Origin of the sequence: Neobacillus piezotolerans (genome assembly GCF_003362805.1) — a bacterium.
GTDB lineage: Bacteria > Bacillota > Bacilli > Bacillales > Cytobacillaceae > Bacillus_D > Bacillus_D piezotolerans.
On record NZ_QNQT01000001.1, the window covers coordinates 59,096 to 75,818 of the forward strand.

A 16,723-nucleotide genomic window follows, 5' to 3' on the forward strand; every position below is an offset into this window, starting at 1 on the left:
ACCGAAATGCCACTGCTGAAACTATCCGCTTATCCTCGAGAGGAAAGTGGATTTTTATGTTTCGCAGTGCTCGTACAACTGAATTTTCTTATCCAATGAGAACACCACAGATCGGCATTCTCACCTTGAGTTCTCAAGTCGGTGCTGATTGAAAAAAAGTGATATTTTTTAAGTGCCTTTGACAATGAAAATAAAGATAAAAACGTTTACTTGGAAATAGGCTCTTACATCAGTAACAGCGGCCTAAAATAAATCATACTTTGTTGAGGAGAGTACACGAATTATCTGATGGATGGATATGCCCAAATTGATTATTAATCCTTTCAGCTCTCACGTCAGGTGTTGGCTTCACCTGATAAAAAATATACAAAGGAGAGGGAAAAATGCAGAATTTTCAAAATCCATTGCAAAGCTTGGAAATTGCCCCATACCAAGCTGGCGAGTTAATTCCTCTGGATCCTTATAGTGAGGATGCACGGTTTGGCCGTTGCGGAGGCTTTGGCCGTTGCGGAGGCTTTGGCCGCTGTGGAGGATTTGGCCGTTGCGGAGGTTTTGGTTTTGGTCGTTGCGGAGGCTTTTTCCGTTGTGGCGGTTGCGGCGGTTGTTTTGGTTTTGGTTGCGGTGGTTGTTTCGGTTTTGGTTGCGGTGGTTGTTTCGGTTTTAGTTGTTTCGGCATTGGCTTTTGGATTTAAAAAAACTTGTATTTTACCAAAATGTGTGTCCCTGCGAGCTTATGGCAGGGACACTGCTTTTGTAAAAATAGAAAGTATACCTTCTCTTCGAGAATTGTCCAACTCCACAAGAGTAAGCTTCGAAGGCGCTTTCGCTTTTCATAAATCATATGGGACAAATAAAACTACATAGAATAATAGTGCAGAGTTGTATTGATTAGAATTAAGGAGGAGCGGAATGACAAAACTTAACTCGTCAACAAGGCTGAAGGTAAAAAGAGATACATTTTATCTGCCAGATCCAGAAGGTGGTGTGTATTTTAGAAATAACGAAAGCTCTTTCCGAATGAAAGGCAGTACGATTTATCAGTGGATCGAAACGCTGATGCCAATGTTCAACGGGGAGCGAACATTGGGGGAATTAACAGAGGGACTAACTGCCCAGTATAGCACAAGGGTATATGAGATTGGAGAAACGTTGTTCAAGAATGGTTTTGTACGAGATATAAGTCAAGAACGACCACATGAATTAAACCGTACAGTTCTTGAAAAATATTCTTCGCAAATTGAATTTATCGAGAATTTTGTTGATTCCGGTACGTACCGATTTCAGGAGTTCCGTCAGGCTAAAGTTCTGGCAGTCGGGGCTGGTCCCATTTTAGTTTCTTTGGTGGGTGCATTGATTGAATCGGGACTTCCTAAATTCAATTTTCTGGCAACTGAATCGATGCCTACAAATCGACTGCGGATTGCTGAGCTGGTGCAGAATGCCCGTGAAGTCGACTCCGAGGTGGAGGTTAAGGGAATCCCATTTGAAAAAGGGGAACACAAAGGTTTTTGGAAACAAGCTGTGAAAGCCTATGATTGGGTTCTATATGTCTCGCAGGATGGGAATGTAAATGAACTTAGGAACCTTAATGCAGTTTGCAAGGAGGAAGGAAAGGTATTCCTGCCTGCTATATGTTTAGAACAGGTAGGGCTATCTGGGCCTGTCGTTCATCCAGAATCAGAGGAATGCTGGGAGTCTGCTTGGCGCCGCCTTCATCATTCTGCCGTTGGAGTAGTTAATCAGCAGCCTAACAACTTCTCTTCAACAGCTGGATCCATTTTGGCAAATGTCCTTGTATTTGAATTTTTCAAGAAGGCTGCAGGCATTGCAGGTTCGACTCAAAGCAATCAAATTTACATGCTTGATCTTGAAACATTGGAAGGCGACTGGTTATCATTCCTTGCACACCCTTTGGTTACGTCTACAAATACAACGCCAAGGCTGTTAGAAGACCTTGATTTAAGGATTGAACATGAATCTAACAGAAATTCTCCACCTACTAAACTATTGGAATACTTTAGTCTGTTAACTTCTGAAGAGATAGGAATTCTCCATACATGGGAGGAACGGGATTTGACACAGCTGCCTCTGGCGCAGTGTTATGTTCAGGCAGTTAATCCAGTTTCCGAGGGGCCATCAGAACTTCTTCCCGAAGTAATTTGTGCTGGTTTAACACATGAGGAAGCAAAACGGCATGCCGGGCTGACTGGCGTTGAAATGTACGTTTCCCAATTGATCGATAACTCGAGCGCTCAAGAGGGTTTTATGGGTATCGGAGCGGGAGAAACAATCGAAGAGGCCGTTTGCCGAGGGCTGCAAAGATTTTTGGATGAAGAATTAAATGAAAGAAAGGGAGACCAACAGGGAACGATTATAGATTTGCAGCAAGTATTAATTGAGGATAAGCATTGCAGATATTATTTAAATGCACTGAACACCTTAAATGGTCCATCGAACATCGAGTTAAGAGACGATATTCTGGGTTTCCCTGTCATACGGGTAAGGTCGAAAGGCCAATCGTACACAAAGGCAGGTATAAATTTAACACTTGCATTACGAAATGCATTACAACTAGCACTTTTAAATACTCAAAACCAGGTTCATTCAATGATAAGGCAAAAAAAAGAGCCAGCCGATTTTTTGGAAAAAAGGGGATTCAGACTCAACATTCCTTCTTGTGATGAAATGACTCAATTAGAGCTACTGCAATCTGCTATTCAAGTCTTAAAAGAAAATAGGAAACACTTGTTTGTTTATGATCTTTCGTTCGAACCTTTTTTAAAAGAGGAACTAACAGGGGTATTTGGGGTACAGGTTCGGGAGGAGGAATCCTATTGGCAGCATTAATTCTAATGGATGGAAAGGGATTATTGGCAGATCTTGTCTATAATCAATTGTTTGGAAGCCATAACATAAAGCGTCAAAGTATAGGAGAAGACGTTCCGGCTGAGACAGGGTTAGCTCTTGTACTCCATGATACTTGGCAACCATTGGTTCATCAAAAAGCGGAGGAAAGACTTAGGGAAGCAGGCATCCCATGGCTTCGAGGTTTCGTTTCGTTTGGGGAAGGAATCATTGGTCCATTCGTACACCCAGATACACCGGGATGTTCCTGCTGTGCTGATATCCGGATTTTAATAGCGGGTTCAGATCAACGGGAAATGTTGGCGTTTCGAGGGCAAAGGGCAGCAGGAGAAGGTCCACTGCGAGATGCCTGGGTATCGCACACGGGATTAGCTCAAATGGCAGATTTGATCAGTAATGAAGTAAGGAGAATTCTTCAAGGAGAGCCCAGCAACTTACAGGAAAAAGTATTCATTATGAATCTGAAGACGTTATCAACTTCTAGTCACTTTTTCTTGCCTGACCCATCGTGCCCGATGTGCAGTTCATTGGCCATAGACACATCTGAATTAGCCCGAATCCGTTTAGAATCAAGTCCTAAAATCAATGGTGGCAGTTATCGCAGTCGTTCGATGGATGAATTAAAAGCTGTGCTAGTTAAAGATTACCTCGATCCGCGTACCGGAATAATGAATGGGAAAATGCAAGATATCAGGCTGCCGTTTGCTGATGTTTTAGTGATGATGCCTCTGTTTGGGGGAATTGAGGGGGTAGCAGGGCGGACTAATTCTTATGAAATAAGTGAGTTGACTGCCATTTTGGAAGGTTTGGAGCGATATTGCGGAATCGAGCCTCGAGGAAAAAGGACAGTCGTTCGTGATAGTTATCGCCATTTAGAAAATAACGCATTAAATCCTACAAGTGTAGGTGTTCATGAACCCAAAAACTATGAAAAGCCTCATTTTCCTTTTAAAAAGTTTGATCCTGATGCCGCAATGGATTGGGTCTGGGGTTACTCATTTTTACAAGAACGCCCGCTTCTGGTTCCAGAGTTACTCGCCTACTATAGTTTAGGCTGTGGGGAGGGCTTTGTATATGAAACATCAAACGGATGCGCATTAGGGGGGAGTTTAGAGGAAGCCATTTTTCATGGCATCATGGAGGTAGTCGAACGGGATTCATTCTTATTATCCTGGTATGCCAAGCTCCCCCTTCCACGGCTTGATCTTCGTTCGGCAAACGATACAGAAGTACAGCTGATGGTGGACCGTATTCAAGAAGTGGCGGGGTATGACCTTTATCTTTATAATTCAACAATGGAGCATGGTATTCCAAGTGTGTGGGCAGTGGCAAAAAACAGAAGATCTGAAGGTGTAAACATTATTTGTGCAGCAGGTGCAAACCCTGATCCTATAAAGGCCGTAAAGAGCGCAATATTCGAGCTTGCGGGAATGATGTTTAGGGATGATGAAAAATTGGAGACAAATAGACAGACATATGAAAGGATGCTGCACGATTCGTTCGAAGTCCGGACTATGGAGGACCATGGTATGTTATACGGGTTGAAAGAGGCAGAGGAACGTCTGAACTTTTTATTGGAAGATCATGGTCCCTTACGTACGTTTGCTGAGGAATTTAAGGAGCCGCCTGCCTATGCTGATTTAAAGGATGATCTTCAAGTTATCCTTCAGAGGTTCCGAAGTTTGAATCTTGATGTGATTGTAGTTGACCAAACCTCGCCTACCATCAAACGGAATGGATTGTTCTGTGTAAAAGTAATCATTCCCGGCATGCTGCCCATGACATTTGGGCATCACCTTACTCGCGTGAAAGGTTTGGAACGGGTGCTCAAGATACCCATGCAGCTAGGATTTAAGGCGAAACCATTAACGTATGAACAGCTTAATCCATTTCCCCATCCATTCCCATAGTGGAAGAGTAGGAGGACAAAACATTTGGAACTGGACACATTTATACACCAACTGCATTTTGACACGGAAAAAATCTTTCCGCCAGATTGGGAAGTGGATTGGGACGACGCGCCACTTCCCTATAAATTGTATCGTGGCTTACCAGCGATTACTCTATCCGCTGAAGTCCCCTTAACCCTAAAGAAGAGAGAAGATAATCTAAACCCTAGTCTGGATGAGCTTGGCCATTTCTTATGGTATGTATACGGCCAAACTCAATTCTCTCAATCTCCTTTAATTGATGGAGCCAAGGGCGAGAATGTTAGCTTTATACAGTCTTTACGGAGATTTGTTCCCTCGGGAGGGGCATTGTATCCTAATGAATTATATGTGTATGTAAAGTTAGATGACGCCCCAACAGGAATTTACCATTACGATGTGGCGCACCATCGCCTTATTTTGTTAAGGGAAGGAAATTACGATAACTACTTATCCAGAAGCCTTGGGAATCGTCTTCCTATTTCAGATTGTTTTTGCACCGTTTTTGTCTCAACTATGTTTTGGAAAAACTTTTACAAATATAATAATTTTTCCTACAGGCTCCAAGGGCTGGATGCCGGAGTGGCCATTGGGCAATCGTTAGAAGTGGCCAATACAATGGGCTTCTCAACACAGGTATGTTATCAATTTCTTGATCGGTCAATTAATCATTTACTTGGATTATCCGAACAACAGGAAAGTGTATATGCGGTTATACCTTTAAGCACGAAGCCAATCCCTCGTACTGGCAACGAAAAAAAGGATGAAATAGTTTTTGCATCCGAATTGTGCCGGGAAGTTCCGGCGTTGAACCATGAATCCTATAACCGTTCAAAGAGAGTCATTGATTATCCGATACTGAGAAAATTGAATGAAGAATCGATGTTTGAAACAACGCAGTCCTTTGCAAAATTAACGAATAATAAAGCTGAGTATTCCTTTGGTTCGGATATGGTCTTGCTGCCATTTACGGAGTGTTTTTCGTACGATCTCGCATCTGTTTGCAGGGAGCGGTATTCTCCTGGCATCGATTTTACGTTAGGAAAAGTAAGCCAAACACAATTATCCACTTTATTAAAAGAGACAGTTTCGTTCTTGTATCAAAATGATCTGGACGATACACAGGGACATATTGAGAATCGTCTTTCTTTATACGGAAGTTTTTATAATGTAGAGGGAATTCCTAATGGTGCCTATTCATATGACTACGGCACTCATGCACTTCGGAAAATAGCCGAGGGGGATTACCGGGAGTTTTTACAAGCTGGATTAACCATGCCCTTTGTAAATATGTATCAAGTTCCACTCTGTATGCATGTGGTTGGAGACAAGGATCACCTCAAAGGGACATTTGGGTATAGAGGATACCGTATTCAACAGATGGAAGCGGGCATTCTCGTCCAACGGCTGAGCTTGGTGTCTTGTGCTTTAGGAATGGGAGGGCATGCATTGTTAGGATTCGATGTGAACCAAAGTGATGAACTTTACAGGATCAACTCCAAAGAAAAAACCAGTTTGATCGAAATTCCCGTCGGATCTTACCGTCCACGCGCCTGGTTAAGAGGGAGTTTGCAAAACTAACCGAACCGCGCCAACCGAAAAAAACCGAACAGTGCCTGTCACTCCCCGAATTTTCTTGTTTCACAAAATGTTTCACGAATAGACCGCCACTCTGAAAAGCCATCTGCTGGTTTATAAGCAGGTGGTTTTTTTACGTTCAAATGGAAACTGGTTTTTTCGTAAAACGAAATTTTTTTATTCAGAACATTCGGATTAAATGATATAGTTTCTTTAGAAGGAGTGATAGGTTTGGAATTCAACGATGTTATACACGGACACAGATCGATACGGGAATATGAAGACCGGGAAGTGAGCCAGGAACTGCTCGAGCAAATTTTAGATGCGGGAATTCGGGCCTCTTCCAGCGGTAATATGCAGACGTATTCAATTGTCGTCACAAGGGAAAAGGAGCTTCGGAAAAAACTATACACGGCGCATATGGAGCAGTCGATGGTCGTAGATGCGCCGGTGCTGCTAACATTTTGCGCCGATTTTAATAGGATGAGAAAATGGCTTGCGCTAAACGATGCACCTGTCCACTTCGATAACTTCATGAGCTTTATGATTGGTGCGATTGATGCAACGCTTGCCGCGCAAAACTGCGCCCTGGCCGCAGAGAATGCGGGGTTGGGGATTTGTTATATGGGCTCGACGCTTGCAAATTGCGACCAGATTGGCGAGCTGCTGAATTTGCCGCCGAATGTCGTCCCAGTTGTCGGGTATTCACTGGGCTACCCAGCCGAAAATCCAGCGCCGCGCGATCGCTTGCCAAGGCATGGACTCGTCCACTATGATACATACCGTGATTATTCAGATGAAGATATTCTCGAAATCTACAAGGACAGAAACGAAAAGGGATGGAACCGGTACATGGCCAACCCAAGGCTGAAGGAAATGACCGAACAGCTCGGTTTGAAAAATCTTGCCCAAATCTATACAATCGCCAAGTACACGAAGGAATCGCACATCGAATTTTCACAGACAGTCCTCAACTATTTGGAGAAGCAGAATTTTATGGAGAATGAGTGAACCGTGCAGTTTTCAGCAAAACGTCGCTTAAAGGGGTTCCGTTTCCTAACGCAAACAGATCAAACGACAAAATAAACCATTCTAATTTTTATATCATCCAACTCTTTTGGAATATTTGGACAAGAACCCGATCAATAGGGAAATAACTATCAGAATCATTGATTTACTCGATTCGTTTTAACAAGCAGGATTTATTCGATTCGGTCATTCTGACCGGCACTTCTACTTTGTTCCCGGAGGAAAAATGAAGTTCATTGACGTGGTGCACATGATAAATCCTCAACCTGTGCACTTTGCTAAAAAGCTAATTTAGGATATGGCGGCGGAAGCTGAACCATTCATTCGATTGGTCCAGGAAATAAGTCCAAAATGGTATAAAAGGTAGGAAAACGACTCCGCTTTACCGACTTAAAGTCAGAGTAGAATAAGAGACTGCCCCAAAGTCACCCCTTTGGAGCAGTTCTTATTTTTTGATTGACGGGAGTCGCAGCTGTGGTAAAAGTTTTTGTCCACTGACCAAATGAGTGACAAGTGCCTCTCTTTCCTTATCCAATACATCCCAATCGTCAGGGATGGAATTGATTATATTATAAATTGCTTTTTCTGAAATATTCACAACTTTTTCAATTGCTTTCAGCAGTTCGTTTTGGTTTGGTAGGAGAGAAGCTAACCACTTATGGACATTTTGCTTGATATTCATATCTGGCATTTTTATTAGTGACTTCACTGTCCAGTCCTCATCGGAAAAACAACGTCCATGATCAATCAAATGGAGGTAATATTCCCCATTTCTAACAGGTTCCAAAAGGAAATTGTTCTCTTTTCGATCCGTATTGCCTATCCAAAGATCGAATACGATTGTTCCTGCCAAATGCTTCCGATTACTTACTATTATGTTTTCATTACGTGATCTCATGTCAAGATGGATGCAGTTGTCAATAAACAAACTGGCAAACTGGCTGCCAGAAGTAAATTTATGTTTAGATAGAATTGGATAATCCTTGATGAAAGCGTCTGAAATTTGGACAACTTCAAAAGGAACCACAGGAAGTGAGAGAAGCTGGCCAAACTTTGCAGCAATGTACTCGTTCACCAGTATTCTCGTTCCCGAAGGGTTATTTTTAAATTTTACTACATACTTATGACCATCACTAAACCTTATACACTGAGGCTTCGAATAACCTTTCTTGATTGATTCTACCAGCTCAACAGGCTTTAAATTAACATTCACCCCAATTTTAACCTCCTTTGTCAACCTGATACTCCACTCTTAGACCAAATGATGCCGAGGGGGATGTAAATATAAGCCCTAAGCAAAAGCCATATCCAAAGATAGGATTTCGCGACATACTCCAAACGACAGGATCCGACTCATTGGAAATCCAGGAAATCGCCCCTCCGTTCTGAAATCCGCATCAATACTTATGACAGCGCGCTTCTTTTCAAGAGTTAAGATATGTAAATTTGCCATAATGGATTATACGCTTGTCCTAATTCAAAAAAATTGGCACAAATACATTTAGGCAATGCACAATGAAGATAATCTGTATCCTGCTGTTATTTATTAGAAGAAACGTCTAAAAACCTATAAAGAATATAAATATGTGCGAACTGCCTTTTCATAGATAACTAGTTTATTGCATTAAATTTTTTTAGTGTGATGAGCACACTAACCACATTTTGATGGTTTGTCTTATACATATCTAAATGTTAAGAAAGGAGAATGTTGGAGTGAAAATTAGGAAAGCTGTTATTCCTGCGACGGGATTGGGACAAGGTTGCTTCCTACAACCAAGTAATTGCCGCAAGAATGCCTCCGGTTGTAGATAAACCGGCAATTCAATATATTGTCGAAGAAGCCGTTGCATCTGGAATTGTTAGTTAAAAAACTAAAAGAAGGTGATAAAATGCAAAAACAAAGTTTAGTGGACTCTTTGTCAGTGATATTGGAATCAGAAACCAACCAAATTTTAAGTAAATCTATTTTAAATACCATTGATGCTAATACCATTTCGGAAATGATTAGTACTTTCTGCCAAGAGAAATTGGGGAGTCCTGTAGGAGCTTGCCTTTATGTTGGATTTAGCGTTGGAGCCTCATTCGGTTTATCTCTCCTTGATGGAAGAGACATATTTCTAAAAGTAAATAAACCAACTAACAAAGATGACATAAATGTAATTTCATTGGACAGTTTGACAACGATTTCAAAGATACAAAGGCATCTATCTAAAAATGGATTTCCTTGTCCTAAAGTTATCCTTGACCCAATTGATATTGGGATTGGAATTGTAACAACCAACTCCTATGAGGATATTGGGGAACAGAAAGATGCACACAATCCCTCAATCGGGATGCAATGGCAGCAGCGTTTTACAAACTTATTGAAAGTGCTAATCCTTATAAAAAACAAGCTGGATTTAACCAGGGAACGCTGTGGACCAGCCCCACACTTTATCCAAAACCGCACAACGCGTTATTTAATTTTGAAAAATCAGCTAAAGGTGCTGAATGGATAGACGACATTGCAAGGAAAGCAAAAAGAACAGTTCAAGAAATTAAGGGGGAAACCATCCTTGGTCATTCTGACTGGTCGTTAAAGAATGTTCGGTTAAAGGATGATGAGGTAGTGATGGTATATGATTGGGACAGTCTAGTAGTAGAAGATGAGTTAAACCTATTAGGAATCGCTGCTGCAACATTTACGACTACCTGGGATATCGAAACCAAAATTACTCCCTCCCGTGAGGAAGCATACGAATTTGTAAGGGATTACGAATATCATAGGGGAAAATTATTTACAAAAAAAGAGTTGCAAAAAATATCAGCTGCAGCTACATTTTGTATGGCTTACACTGCAAGATGTGAGCATGCAATAGACCCTCAAGGGGAAAGGTTTGAGGGGAGCTTTCGACAAGCATTGGAAAGTATTAAGGGACATAATTTATATTTGTTATTAAACTAAAGGCTAAACAACTTTAAAATAAAAGCGGGGATAGCTTAGTTCTACGGAGCTAGGCTATTTTAATTTTCCAAAAAAACAAAAAGCACCGCAAATACGGTGCTAATGAATGTGTAAATTTAAGTTTTGCGATAGGCGACGGAACCCGTGGCAGGGGTCAGCTTCTATTTTAATACAGCCACTCCCGAGCCAATGCTGTTCCTCTTAAAAAATATACTGTATAACAAAATTGCTAACAAACAGAATCGCAATCATATAAAGGACAGGGTGAATTTCCTTCCCTTTTCCCATTAAGAGTTTTAACAGTGGATAGAGGATAAAGCCAATTGCCATTCCATCCGCAATGCTATACGTCAAAGGAATCAATACAATAATTAATAATGCCGGAATACTCTCAGCCAAGTCATCCATTGAAATGTGAACGATGTTTTGCAGCATAAGAAGCCCTATTAATATAAGGATTGGCGAAACCGCGCTTGCCGGTACGATTTTGATTACTGGTATAAACAGAATAGAAATAAGGAACATAAATCCTGCGACAATGCTTGTTAAGCCTGTTCTTCCTCCAGCTGTAATTCCCGCCGCAGCTTCCACAGATGCTACAGTGGGACTCGTACCGAAAATTCCGGAAGATAAAACTGAAACAGCTGTCGCCTGAAGTGATTTTTTGCTGCTTTCGGGGCGGTTCAGCATTTTGCTGTGCCCATGTATCAAGCCAATGTTCTCAAACACAATGACCATGGCAAATGAGATGGACGTTAGCCAGAAAACGATATTTCCCGCATGTGCCCATGATATTTGGCCAAACACGCCGATGTATTCATTAAAAGATGGCAATGAAAGGGAAACGCCCTTAATGGAAGACCCTCCAAACCAAATTGTTAAAAAAGATGTAATGACTATACTTATTAACAGGTTTCCAGGAACATTTTTGACAAATAATAAAATTGTAATAATCAACCCTGCAAATGTTATGAGAGCTGTGGGGCTGCTTAAATCTCCAATTGCAAGCAGCGTGTGTTCCGATTTCGTAATAATGCCGGCATTTTCAAAACCGATTAAAATTAATAAGATCCCAATTCCAATGGTTATGGCTTCTTTTAAGGAACTAGGAATTGAGGCAGTAATGATTTTCGCAAGGGGTGTAAAGGCAATAGCGACAAAAATCAGGCCTGAAACAAATACCATAGCCAGCGCTTCCTGCCAAGTAAATCCCCCGGACTGAACGATTGTGTAAGTAAACATCGCATTGAGCCCCATACCCGGAATGAGAATAAGAGGTGTATTACTCCATATTCCTACGATTAAGCAACCAATAAAACTCGTTAATATTGTTGCTATAATCCCGGCCTCCAAGGGAATTCCTGCATTCTCCAAAATCATCGCATTCACAACAATAATGTAGGCTACAGTTATATATGAAATAAGGCCTGCGGAAATTTCTTTTCCTATTGATGTATCATATTGATTAAATTTAAAAAAACGCTCCATATGAATCACCTTCCTGCTTTAACTTTCAACTAAACATGAAGGTAATCATAGCATGGACCTAACTATTTGAAAAATATATAATTCAAATAGGAACTATACGTTTTTTGAATAGAAGGAGACGCTTATGGACATTAAACAGTTACGGTATTTTATTGCGATTGCCGAGGAAAAGAATTTAACAGCAGCTGCCGCACGGCTCCACATGACCCAACCGCCACTAAGTATGCAGTTGAAACAATTGGAAAATGAGCTGGGTGTTAAATTGTTCGAACGTAGTGGCAAAAGTATGGAATTAACCGATAAAGGCACTGTCCTCTATACAAGAGCCCTGAATGTTGTGAACAGCATAGAAGAAATAAAAAATGAAATACAGGAAACCGAGGAAGGAAAAAAAGGTGTATTATCAGTAGGAATCAATACTTTGTCTCTTTCAGGATTTTCGGATTTCATTCAATCCTTCCATAAAAGATATCCACTTGTATCATTAAAAATTGTTCAAAATGATTCGTATTATTTAGCTGAAATGGTAAAAACGAGGGCAATTGAAATCGCGTTTGTACGGCTGCCACTTGAACATCGGGGTTTTACTTACCAGCATATAAATAATGAGCCCTTTTACTTTGTAACAAATAAGGAAACATACGCCATTTCATTAGAAGAAATTTCGCAGATTCCGCTTATTATTCCAAGTACGGAGGGTCTGGGCATTTATAATACAATTCTAGAGGCATTTACTAAGCAAAACCTTCAACTTAATCATATTGGAGAGTGTTCCGATATGAAATTATTAATGGAATTGGTTAAGGGAGGAATGGGATCAACGATAATCCCTGAATCTGTTTTGGATGTCTATGGGATCGATAGCCTTTACACAATACCAATGAGCAATGAAAATATGACCTCGTCCATAGGGGTTATTTGGCTGGAAAATCATTATGTCTCTGCTCACGCAAAAAATTTAATGAATCTAATTATGGAATACAAAAGAATTTTGTGACAATAAAAACGCCCACTCTTTTCGCCAGTGGGTTAAAACTTTAAACGAAATAAGTTAAAACAATTAATTTCAGAAATTATTTAATAGCTTTCAGAAAAGTTTGTTATTATTAATTTAAGTATATGTATTCTGAATAAAAGGGGGAGTTGCCATGACCGGGTCTATTGCTGCTTTTATGGTATTGGTTCCTGTTGTTATGATATTTAGTATCCCAATCACGGCTATAATTACAAGCCATATTCGAAAGCAGTCGCAAATAACAGCCGGTATGGTGAAAGACCAGCTGGAACTGGAGAAGCTCAAACACGAAAACTATCTAATTGAAACCGAGAAAATGAGGCTTGAGCTCGAAAAAACACTGTTGAATAATCCTAAAGATGAGACTAGATTCATATAATGGATGAGGGCTTTCAGGTTAGGATTAGCCTGACACCCGATATATTTTGCGCAAAAAAGCTCAGTGCCTCTTGACGGCGTTGAGCTTGGATTTTCTTTTACTATTGGCGGTGTCCCGCCTGTTAGCCCAGTAGGCTTATACTTCGTTTTGATAAATTTCTAATTTAATCGGCTTTAATGTCAAAGGTATTTTAAACTCCTGAAGGTTTTCTATATGATTGAAAAAATCATCTACATCATCAAAATCCATCGACCTTTCTGCTGTTTCTAACATGTTTAATTCATCTGTTGGTTTAAATAAAAATTCACAGTGAAGCTGTTCCATACGAGAATACTTATCTTCTTCGTAAACGGTAAACTGACGTACAAAATCAAGGTGAAATAGTTCTTCCCCGGTAAAATCATAAACACCACATTGAAATAGGTTTTCTTTCTCTTCTTCTCCCTGGACTGTTTCTTTACAAGAATCCTTAAATCTTTCCCAAACCTTCCTTATATCATCGCTATCTTTACCAATTTTATTTTTAAAGTAGCTTTCCGCATTCTCAACCGAAATCATCAGGACACCTCCGGTAGTATTCAATAAATGGCCACTTCCCCTTCCATTCCCCGTTTGTTAAATAAATAAAAGCGGCCCATTTTAGAAGGACATTAAGGATATCCGTATTATTCCCTATAAAGGACAGGATTGATTTATTATGGCTAAAAGTCGTTTCGAGTCCTCAGCCGGTACATTTTCAGCCATTCTTGCCGCTGCTATAATTGGCGCCCATTGCAAAACTTCATCTTTTTCCAAACCGCTTCTCTCACAATAAAGATCCAAGTACATCTCAGCTAATTCAGTTGAAACCTGGGAATAGAGGAGATATGTACGATATACATCGGCGCGAATATCCCCCGCACTGGCATCCACCCAATCTATAATTGTCGCGTTATTATCTGTCATTATCACGTTAAACGGATGATAATCCCCATGACATAGTCTGCTTTTAAAGGTAATGTTATTCAATTTTTGTATTAAAACGGACTTATGCCTGTTACTTAATATATTTGTAGAGTTTATCTGACGACTTAACTTTTCTTTCATGGGTTTTATTGAATCCACCTCAGCCTCAACCTTATGAATTTTTTGGTGTATTTGAACCAAAATGTTCATGTAATATTCTGCTTGTTCCATGTTTTCAGAAAGAATATCGCCTATTGATCGGCCCTTGATATACTCCATAATAATAGCTTGTTTACCATTTATTTTCGTAACATCAATTATTTTTGGTACAGGAAGTCCAAACGAATAAGCATATTTTTGCTTTTCGGATTCAAGAATAGATTCCGTTTCGGGCAAGTAGTCTTTAAAAACTTTGTAAATCTTGTTTTGATAGAGATAGATTTCCGCTGTATTTCCTATTGCTATCGGGGTACCAAAATTCATTCGTTTCTCTCCTTAATTTTTCTAAACTACAACAACTGCACCTTAGCCCGGTTTTGTACCAATAACAACTGTTGCATCCAATTCTTCATCTCTGGCTATTTTGGCAATTAGTCCGGCTTTAACAAAGACTTCCATTGTTTTTGCACCCTGCATTTGGCTCGTTTCAATCAATAGATTGCCCCCAGGTAAAAGCCATTGGGGTGCCTTTTGCGCTACCAAACGATGAAGATCTAGGCCATCGTTACCTCCGTCAAGTGCCACTTTTGGTTCATATAAACGGGCCTCTCGCGGTAGGAGTTTTACTGAGTCAGTAGGAACGTAAGGTGCGTTAGCCACTATGATGTTCACTTGGCTTCTCAAAGTATGAGGCAATACATCATATAAGTCACCTTGATAAACGTGTCCGCCAATCTTTGTTAAGTTACGTAAAGCACATCGGACAGCAACGGGGTCAATATCAACGGAGTGCAATAAAATCCTTTTATGGTCGGTTGCTATTGCAGCGCCTACAGCACCGGTCCCGCAGCATAAATCCAAAACAATATCAAATTGGCGAGTTAAAAATGTTGCTTGCTGAACCAGAAACTCCGTACGTGGGCGTGGTATAAAAACTCCTTGTTCGACTTCTATTCGCAGGCCACAAAAAGTTGTAAAGCCAAGCACGTATTCAAGCGGCAAACCACTTACTCGTTTTTTTACCATATTCATTAATTCTTCTATACTTCGAGCCTCAGAGGTAAGTAACTGTGTTTCTTCTTCAGCGAAGATACACCCCTCACTCCGTAGTCTGTTCATTATGCTTTTTTCGGTTTTGTTATCTATAAAAATAGTCTCACCACTTCCCTAATCTGATATATGTACCTTCTTATTCAATTAGCCAACCACCTTGATTTTAACATAAATATCCAAAGGCCCTTCTATAATAAATTAATTGGACATTTTCAGAAGTTAAGAAATTGATGCAGTAATCAATGGGGCTATTTTCCTTTGTGAAAATTTATAAATATTCACTCCGCAATTCCAACGGCTGAACCTTTTTTAAAAATAGGCTAATTACAAAAAGGGCAACCAACCAAAGTAAAACAAAAAATGACGGCAGCTTAAAAGGATGTTTTTTCACAAATATACATTTCTGCCAAATATTTAACCAAGGGTTTGTATAAATATTAAAATATATTTATAAATATATGTTGAAATAATATTCTGAAATCTATATAATTCTTACATGCACCAAAACTTGAAACTTTAAATGCAAAAAGGGGGAGTAATCATGTTTAAAAAGAAAAAAGGTTTAACGGCGGTTTTCCTGATTGCCTGTATGTCGCTGTTTCTAGCGGCATGCGGGGGCCAAGAAGCGGGGGGTAAAAAGAGCGGTTCTGGCGGAGGCGATAAGCTAGTCGGTGGAACGGAAGCTACTTTCGCTCCGTTTGAATCCCTGAATGACAAAGGTGAAATTGTCGGGATAGACGTCGATGTCCTTAGCGCCATCGCCGAAGCACAGGGCTTTGAGTTTGAACTGAAAAACGTCGGCTGGGAGCCGGTGTTCCAAAAAATCACAAATGGAGAATTGGACTTTGGGGTAGCCGGTATCACGATTACCGACGAGCGTAAAGAAACGTATGATTTCACTGAACCTTACTATCAGGCCAACCTTGTAATTATTGTAAAGGAAGGATCTGATATAAAATCGGTAGACGATTTGAAAGACAAGAAGGTTGCTGTTCAAATTAACACAACCGGCCATAAAGCCGCCCAGGATATCCTAGGTAAATCAAACACTAATATTAAGGCATATGAAAATCAGCCAACAGCCATGCAGCAAGTGCGCAATGGGTCTGCGGAAGCTGCAATCGGCGATAATGCCGTTGTATTTGAATACTTGAAAAACAATAAAAATACTGGCCTGAAAGTCATTGAAGATGCGAGCTTCGAAAAAGAATATTACGGAATCATGGTCAAAAAGGGCAATAAGGAAGTCCTCGATCAATTAAACGAAGGCTTGAAAAAGATTAAGGAAAACGGAAAATTGGCTGAAATTACTGGTCAAGAACTTAACTAAGTAGGGAGTG

General features: G+C 40.3%; 15 protein-coding genes and 1 pseudogene. 11 read left to right on the forward strand and 5 right to left on the reverse strand.

Going from position 1 to position 16,723, the window contains the following annotated elements:
* Positions 1 to 383: 383 nt before the first annotated feature.
* From DRW41_RS23915 to DRW41_RS00370, 5 genes are all read left to right on the forward strand, one after another.
* Positions 384 to 692: a heterocycloanthracin/sonorensin family bacteriocin gene (locus tag DRW41_RS23915; protein WP_115449972.1), complete on the forward strand. Its 309-nt coding sequence runs from the start codon at positions 384 to 386 to the stop codon at positions 690 to 692.
* 217 nt (positions 693 to 909) lie between these two features.
* Positions 910 to 2,847, forward strand: coding sequence for a putative thiazole-containing bacteriocin maturation protein (locus tag DRW41_RS00355; RefSeq protein ID WP_115449973.1), 1,938 nt, complete (start codon positions 910 to 912; stop codon positions 2,845 to 2,847).
* Positions 2,835 to 4,775: a TOMM precursor leader peptide-binding protein gene (locus DRW41_RS00360; RefSeq protein ID WP_115449974.1), complete on the forward strand. Its 1,941-nt coding sequence runs from the start codon at positions 2,835 to 2,837 to the stop codon at positions 4,773 to 4,775. Before DRW41_RS00355 ends, DRW41_RS00360 begins: the two co-directional genes overlap by 13 nt.
* A 24-nt stretch (positions 4,776 to 4,799) precedes the next feature.
* On the forward strand, positions 4,800 to 6,374 hold the full coding sequence (locus DRW41_RS00365; protein WP_115449975.1) for a SagB family peptide dehydrogenase: 1,575 nt from the start codon (positions 4,800 to 4,802) through the stop codon (positions 6,372 to 6,374).
* A gap of 219 nt (positions 6,375 to 6,593) precedes the next feature.
* Positions 6,594 to 7,382 carry a nitroreductase family protein gene (locus DRW41_RS00370; protein ID WP_245959297.1) on the forward strand — a complete coding sequence of 263 codons (789 nt, stop codon included), beginning with the start codon at positions 6,594 to 6,596 and terminating at the stop codon, positions 7,380 to 7,382.
* A gap of 463 nt (positions 7,383 to 7,845) precedes the next feature.
* Here DRW41_RS00370 and DRW41_RS00375 read toward each other — a convergent pair whose 3' ends face one another.
* Positions 7,846 to 8,637, reverse strand: a complete 792-nt coding sequence (locus DRW41_RS00375; RefSeq protein ID WP_115449977.1) for a HipA family kinase — start codon at positions 8,635 to 8,637, stop codon at positions 7,846 to 7,848.
* A 452-nt stretch (positions 8,638 to 9,089) separates the two neighbouring features.
* Between DRW41_RS00375 and DRW41_RS23305 the strand changes: the two are divergent.
* The 3 genes and pseudogenes from DRW41_RS23305 to DRW41_RS00390 form a co-directional block, all read left to right on the forward strand.
* A pseudogene (locus DRW41_RS23305) lies at positions 9,090 to 9,264 on the forward strand (sugar phosphate nucleotidyltransferase); the annotation flags it as partial.
* A complete protein-coding gene (locus DRW41_RS00385) occupies positions 9,257 to 9,898 on the forward strand; it encodes a hypothetical protein (RefSeq protein ID WP_181884351.1) in 642 nt (213 codons plus the stop codon). The pseudogene DRW41_RS23305 and the gene DRW41_RS00385, both read left to right, overlap by 8 nt.
* A gap of 110 nt (positions 9,899 to 10,008) precedes the next feature.
* Positions 10,009 to 10,344, forward strand: coding sequence for a hypothetical protein (locus DRW41_RS00390; RefSeq protein ID WP_115449979.1), 336 nt, complete (start codon positions 10,009 to 10,011; stop codon positions 10,342 to 10,344).
* A 201-nt stretch (positions 10,345 to 10,545) separates the two neighbouring features.
* Here DRW41_RS00390 and DRW41_RS00395 read toward each other — a convergent pair whose 3' ends face one another.
* On the reverse strand, positions 10,546 to 11,832 hold the full coding sequence (locus DRW41_RS00395) for an NCS2 family permease (protein ID WP_115449980.1): 1,287 nt from the start codon (positions 11,830 to 11,832) through the stop codon (positions 10,546 to 10,548).
* A gap of 124 nt (positions 11,833 to 11,956) precedes the next feature.
* Between DRW41_RS00395 and DRW41_RS00400 the strand changes: the two genes are divergently transcribed.
* Both DRW41_RS00400 and DRW41_RS00405 read left to right on the forward strand, forming a co-directional pair.
* Entirely contained in the window at positions 11,957 to 12,829 is an 873-nt protein-coding gene (locus tag DRW41_RS00400; protein WP_115449981.1) for a LysR family transcriptional regulator, read from the forward strand.
* Between the two features lie 151 nt (positions 12,830 to 12,980).
* Positions 12,981 to 13,226, forward strand: a complete 246-nt coding sequence (locus DRW41_RS00405) for a hypothetical protein (RefSeq protein ID WP_115449982.1) — start codon at positions 12,981 to 12,983, stop codon at positions 13,224 to 13,226.
* A 135-nt stretch (positions 13,227 to 13,361) separates the two neighbouring features.
* Here the strand turns inward: DRW41_RS00405 and DRW41_RS00410 are convergent, their stop codons facing one another.
* From DRW41_RS00410 to DRW41_RS00420, 3 genes are all read right to left on the reverse strand, one after another.
* The gene (locus tag DRW41_RS00410) at positions 13,362 to 13,784 is read right to left on the reverse strand and encodes a hypothetical protein (protein ID WP_115449983.1); all 423 of its coding nucleotides are present in this window, start codon (positions 13,782 to 13,784) and stop codon (positions 13,362 to 13,364) included.
* A gap of 114 nt (positions 13,785 to 13,898) precedes the next feature.
* Entirely contained in the window at positions 13,899 to 14,654 is a 756-nt protein-coding gene (locus DRW41_RS00415) for a phosphotransferase family protein (RefSeq protein ID WP_115449984.1), read from the reverse strand.
* Between the two features lie 42 nt (positions 14,655 to 14,696).
* Complete coding sequence (locus DRW41_RS00420; protein WP_115449985.1) at positions 14,697 to 15,476, reverse strand: putative protein N(5)-glutamine methyltransferase; 780 nt, start codon at positions 15,474 to 15,476, stop codon at positions 14,697 to 14,699.
* 448 nt (positions 15,477 to 15,924) lie between these two features.
* Here DRW41_RS00420 and DRW41_RS00425 point away from each other — a divergent pair, with 448 nt between their 5' ends.
* Positions 15,925 to 16,713 carry a basic amino acid ABC transporter substrate-binding protein gene (locus tag DRW41_RS00425; protein ID WP_115449986.1) on the forward strand — a complete coding sequence of 263 codons (789 nt, stop codon included), beginning with the start codon at positions 15,925 to 15,927 and terminating at the stop codon, positions 16,711 to 16,713.
* Positions 16,714 to 16,723 lie beyond the last annotated feature (10 nt).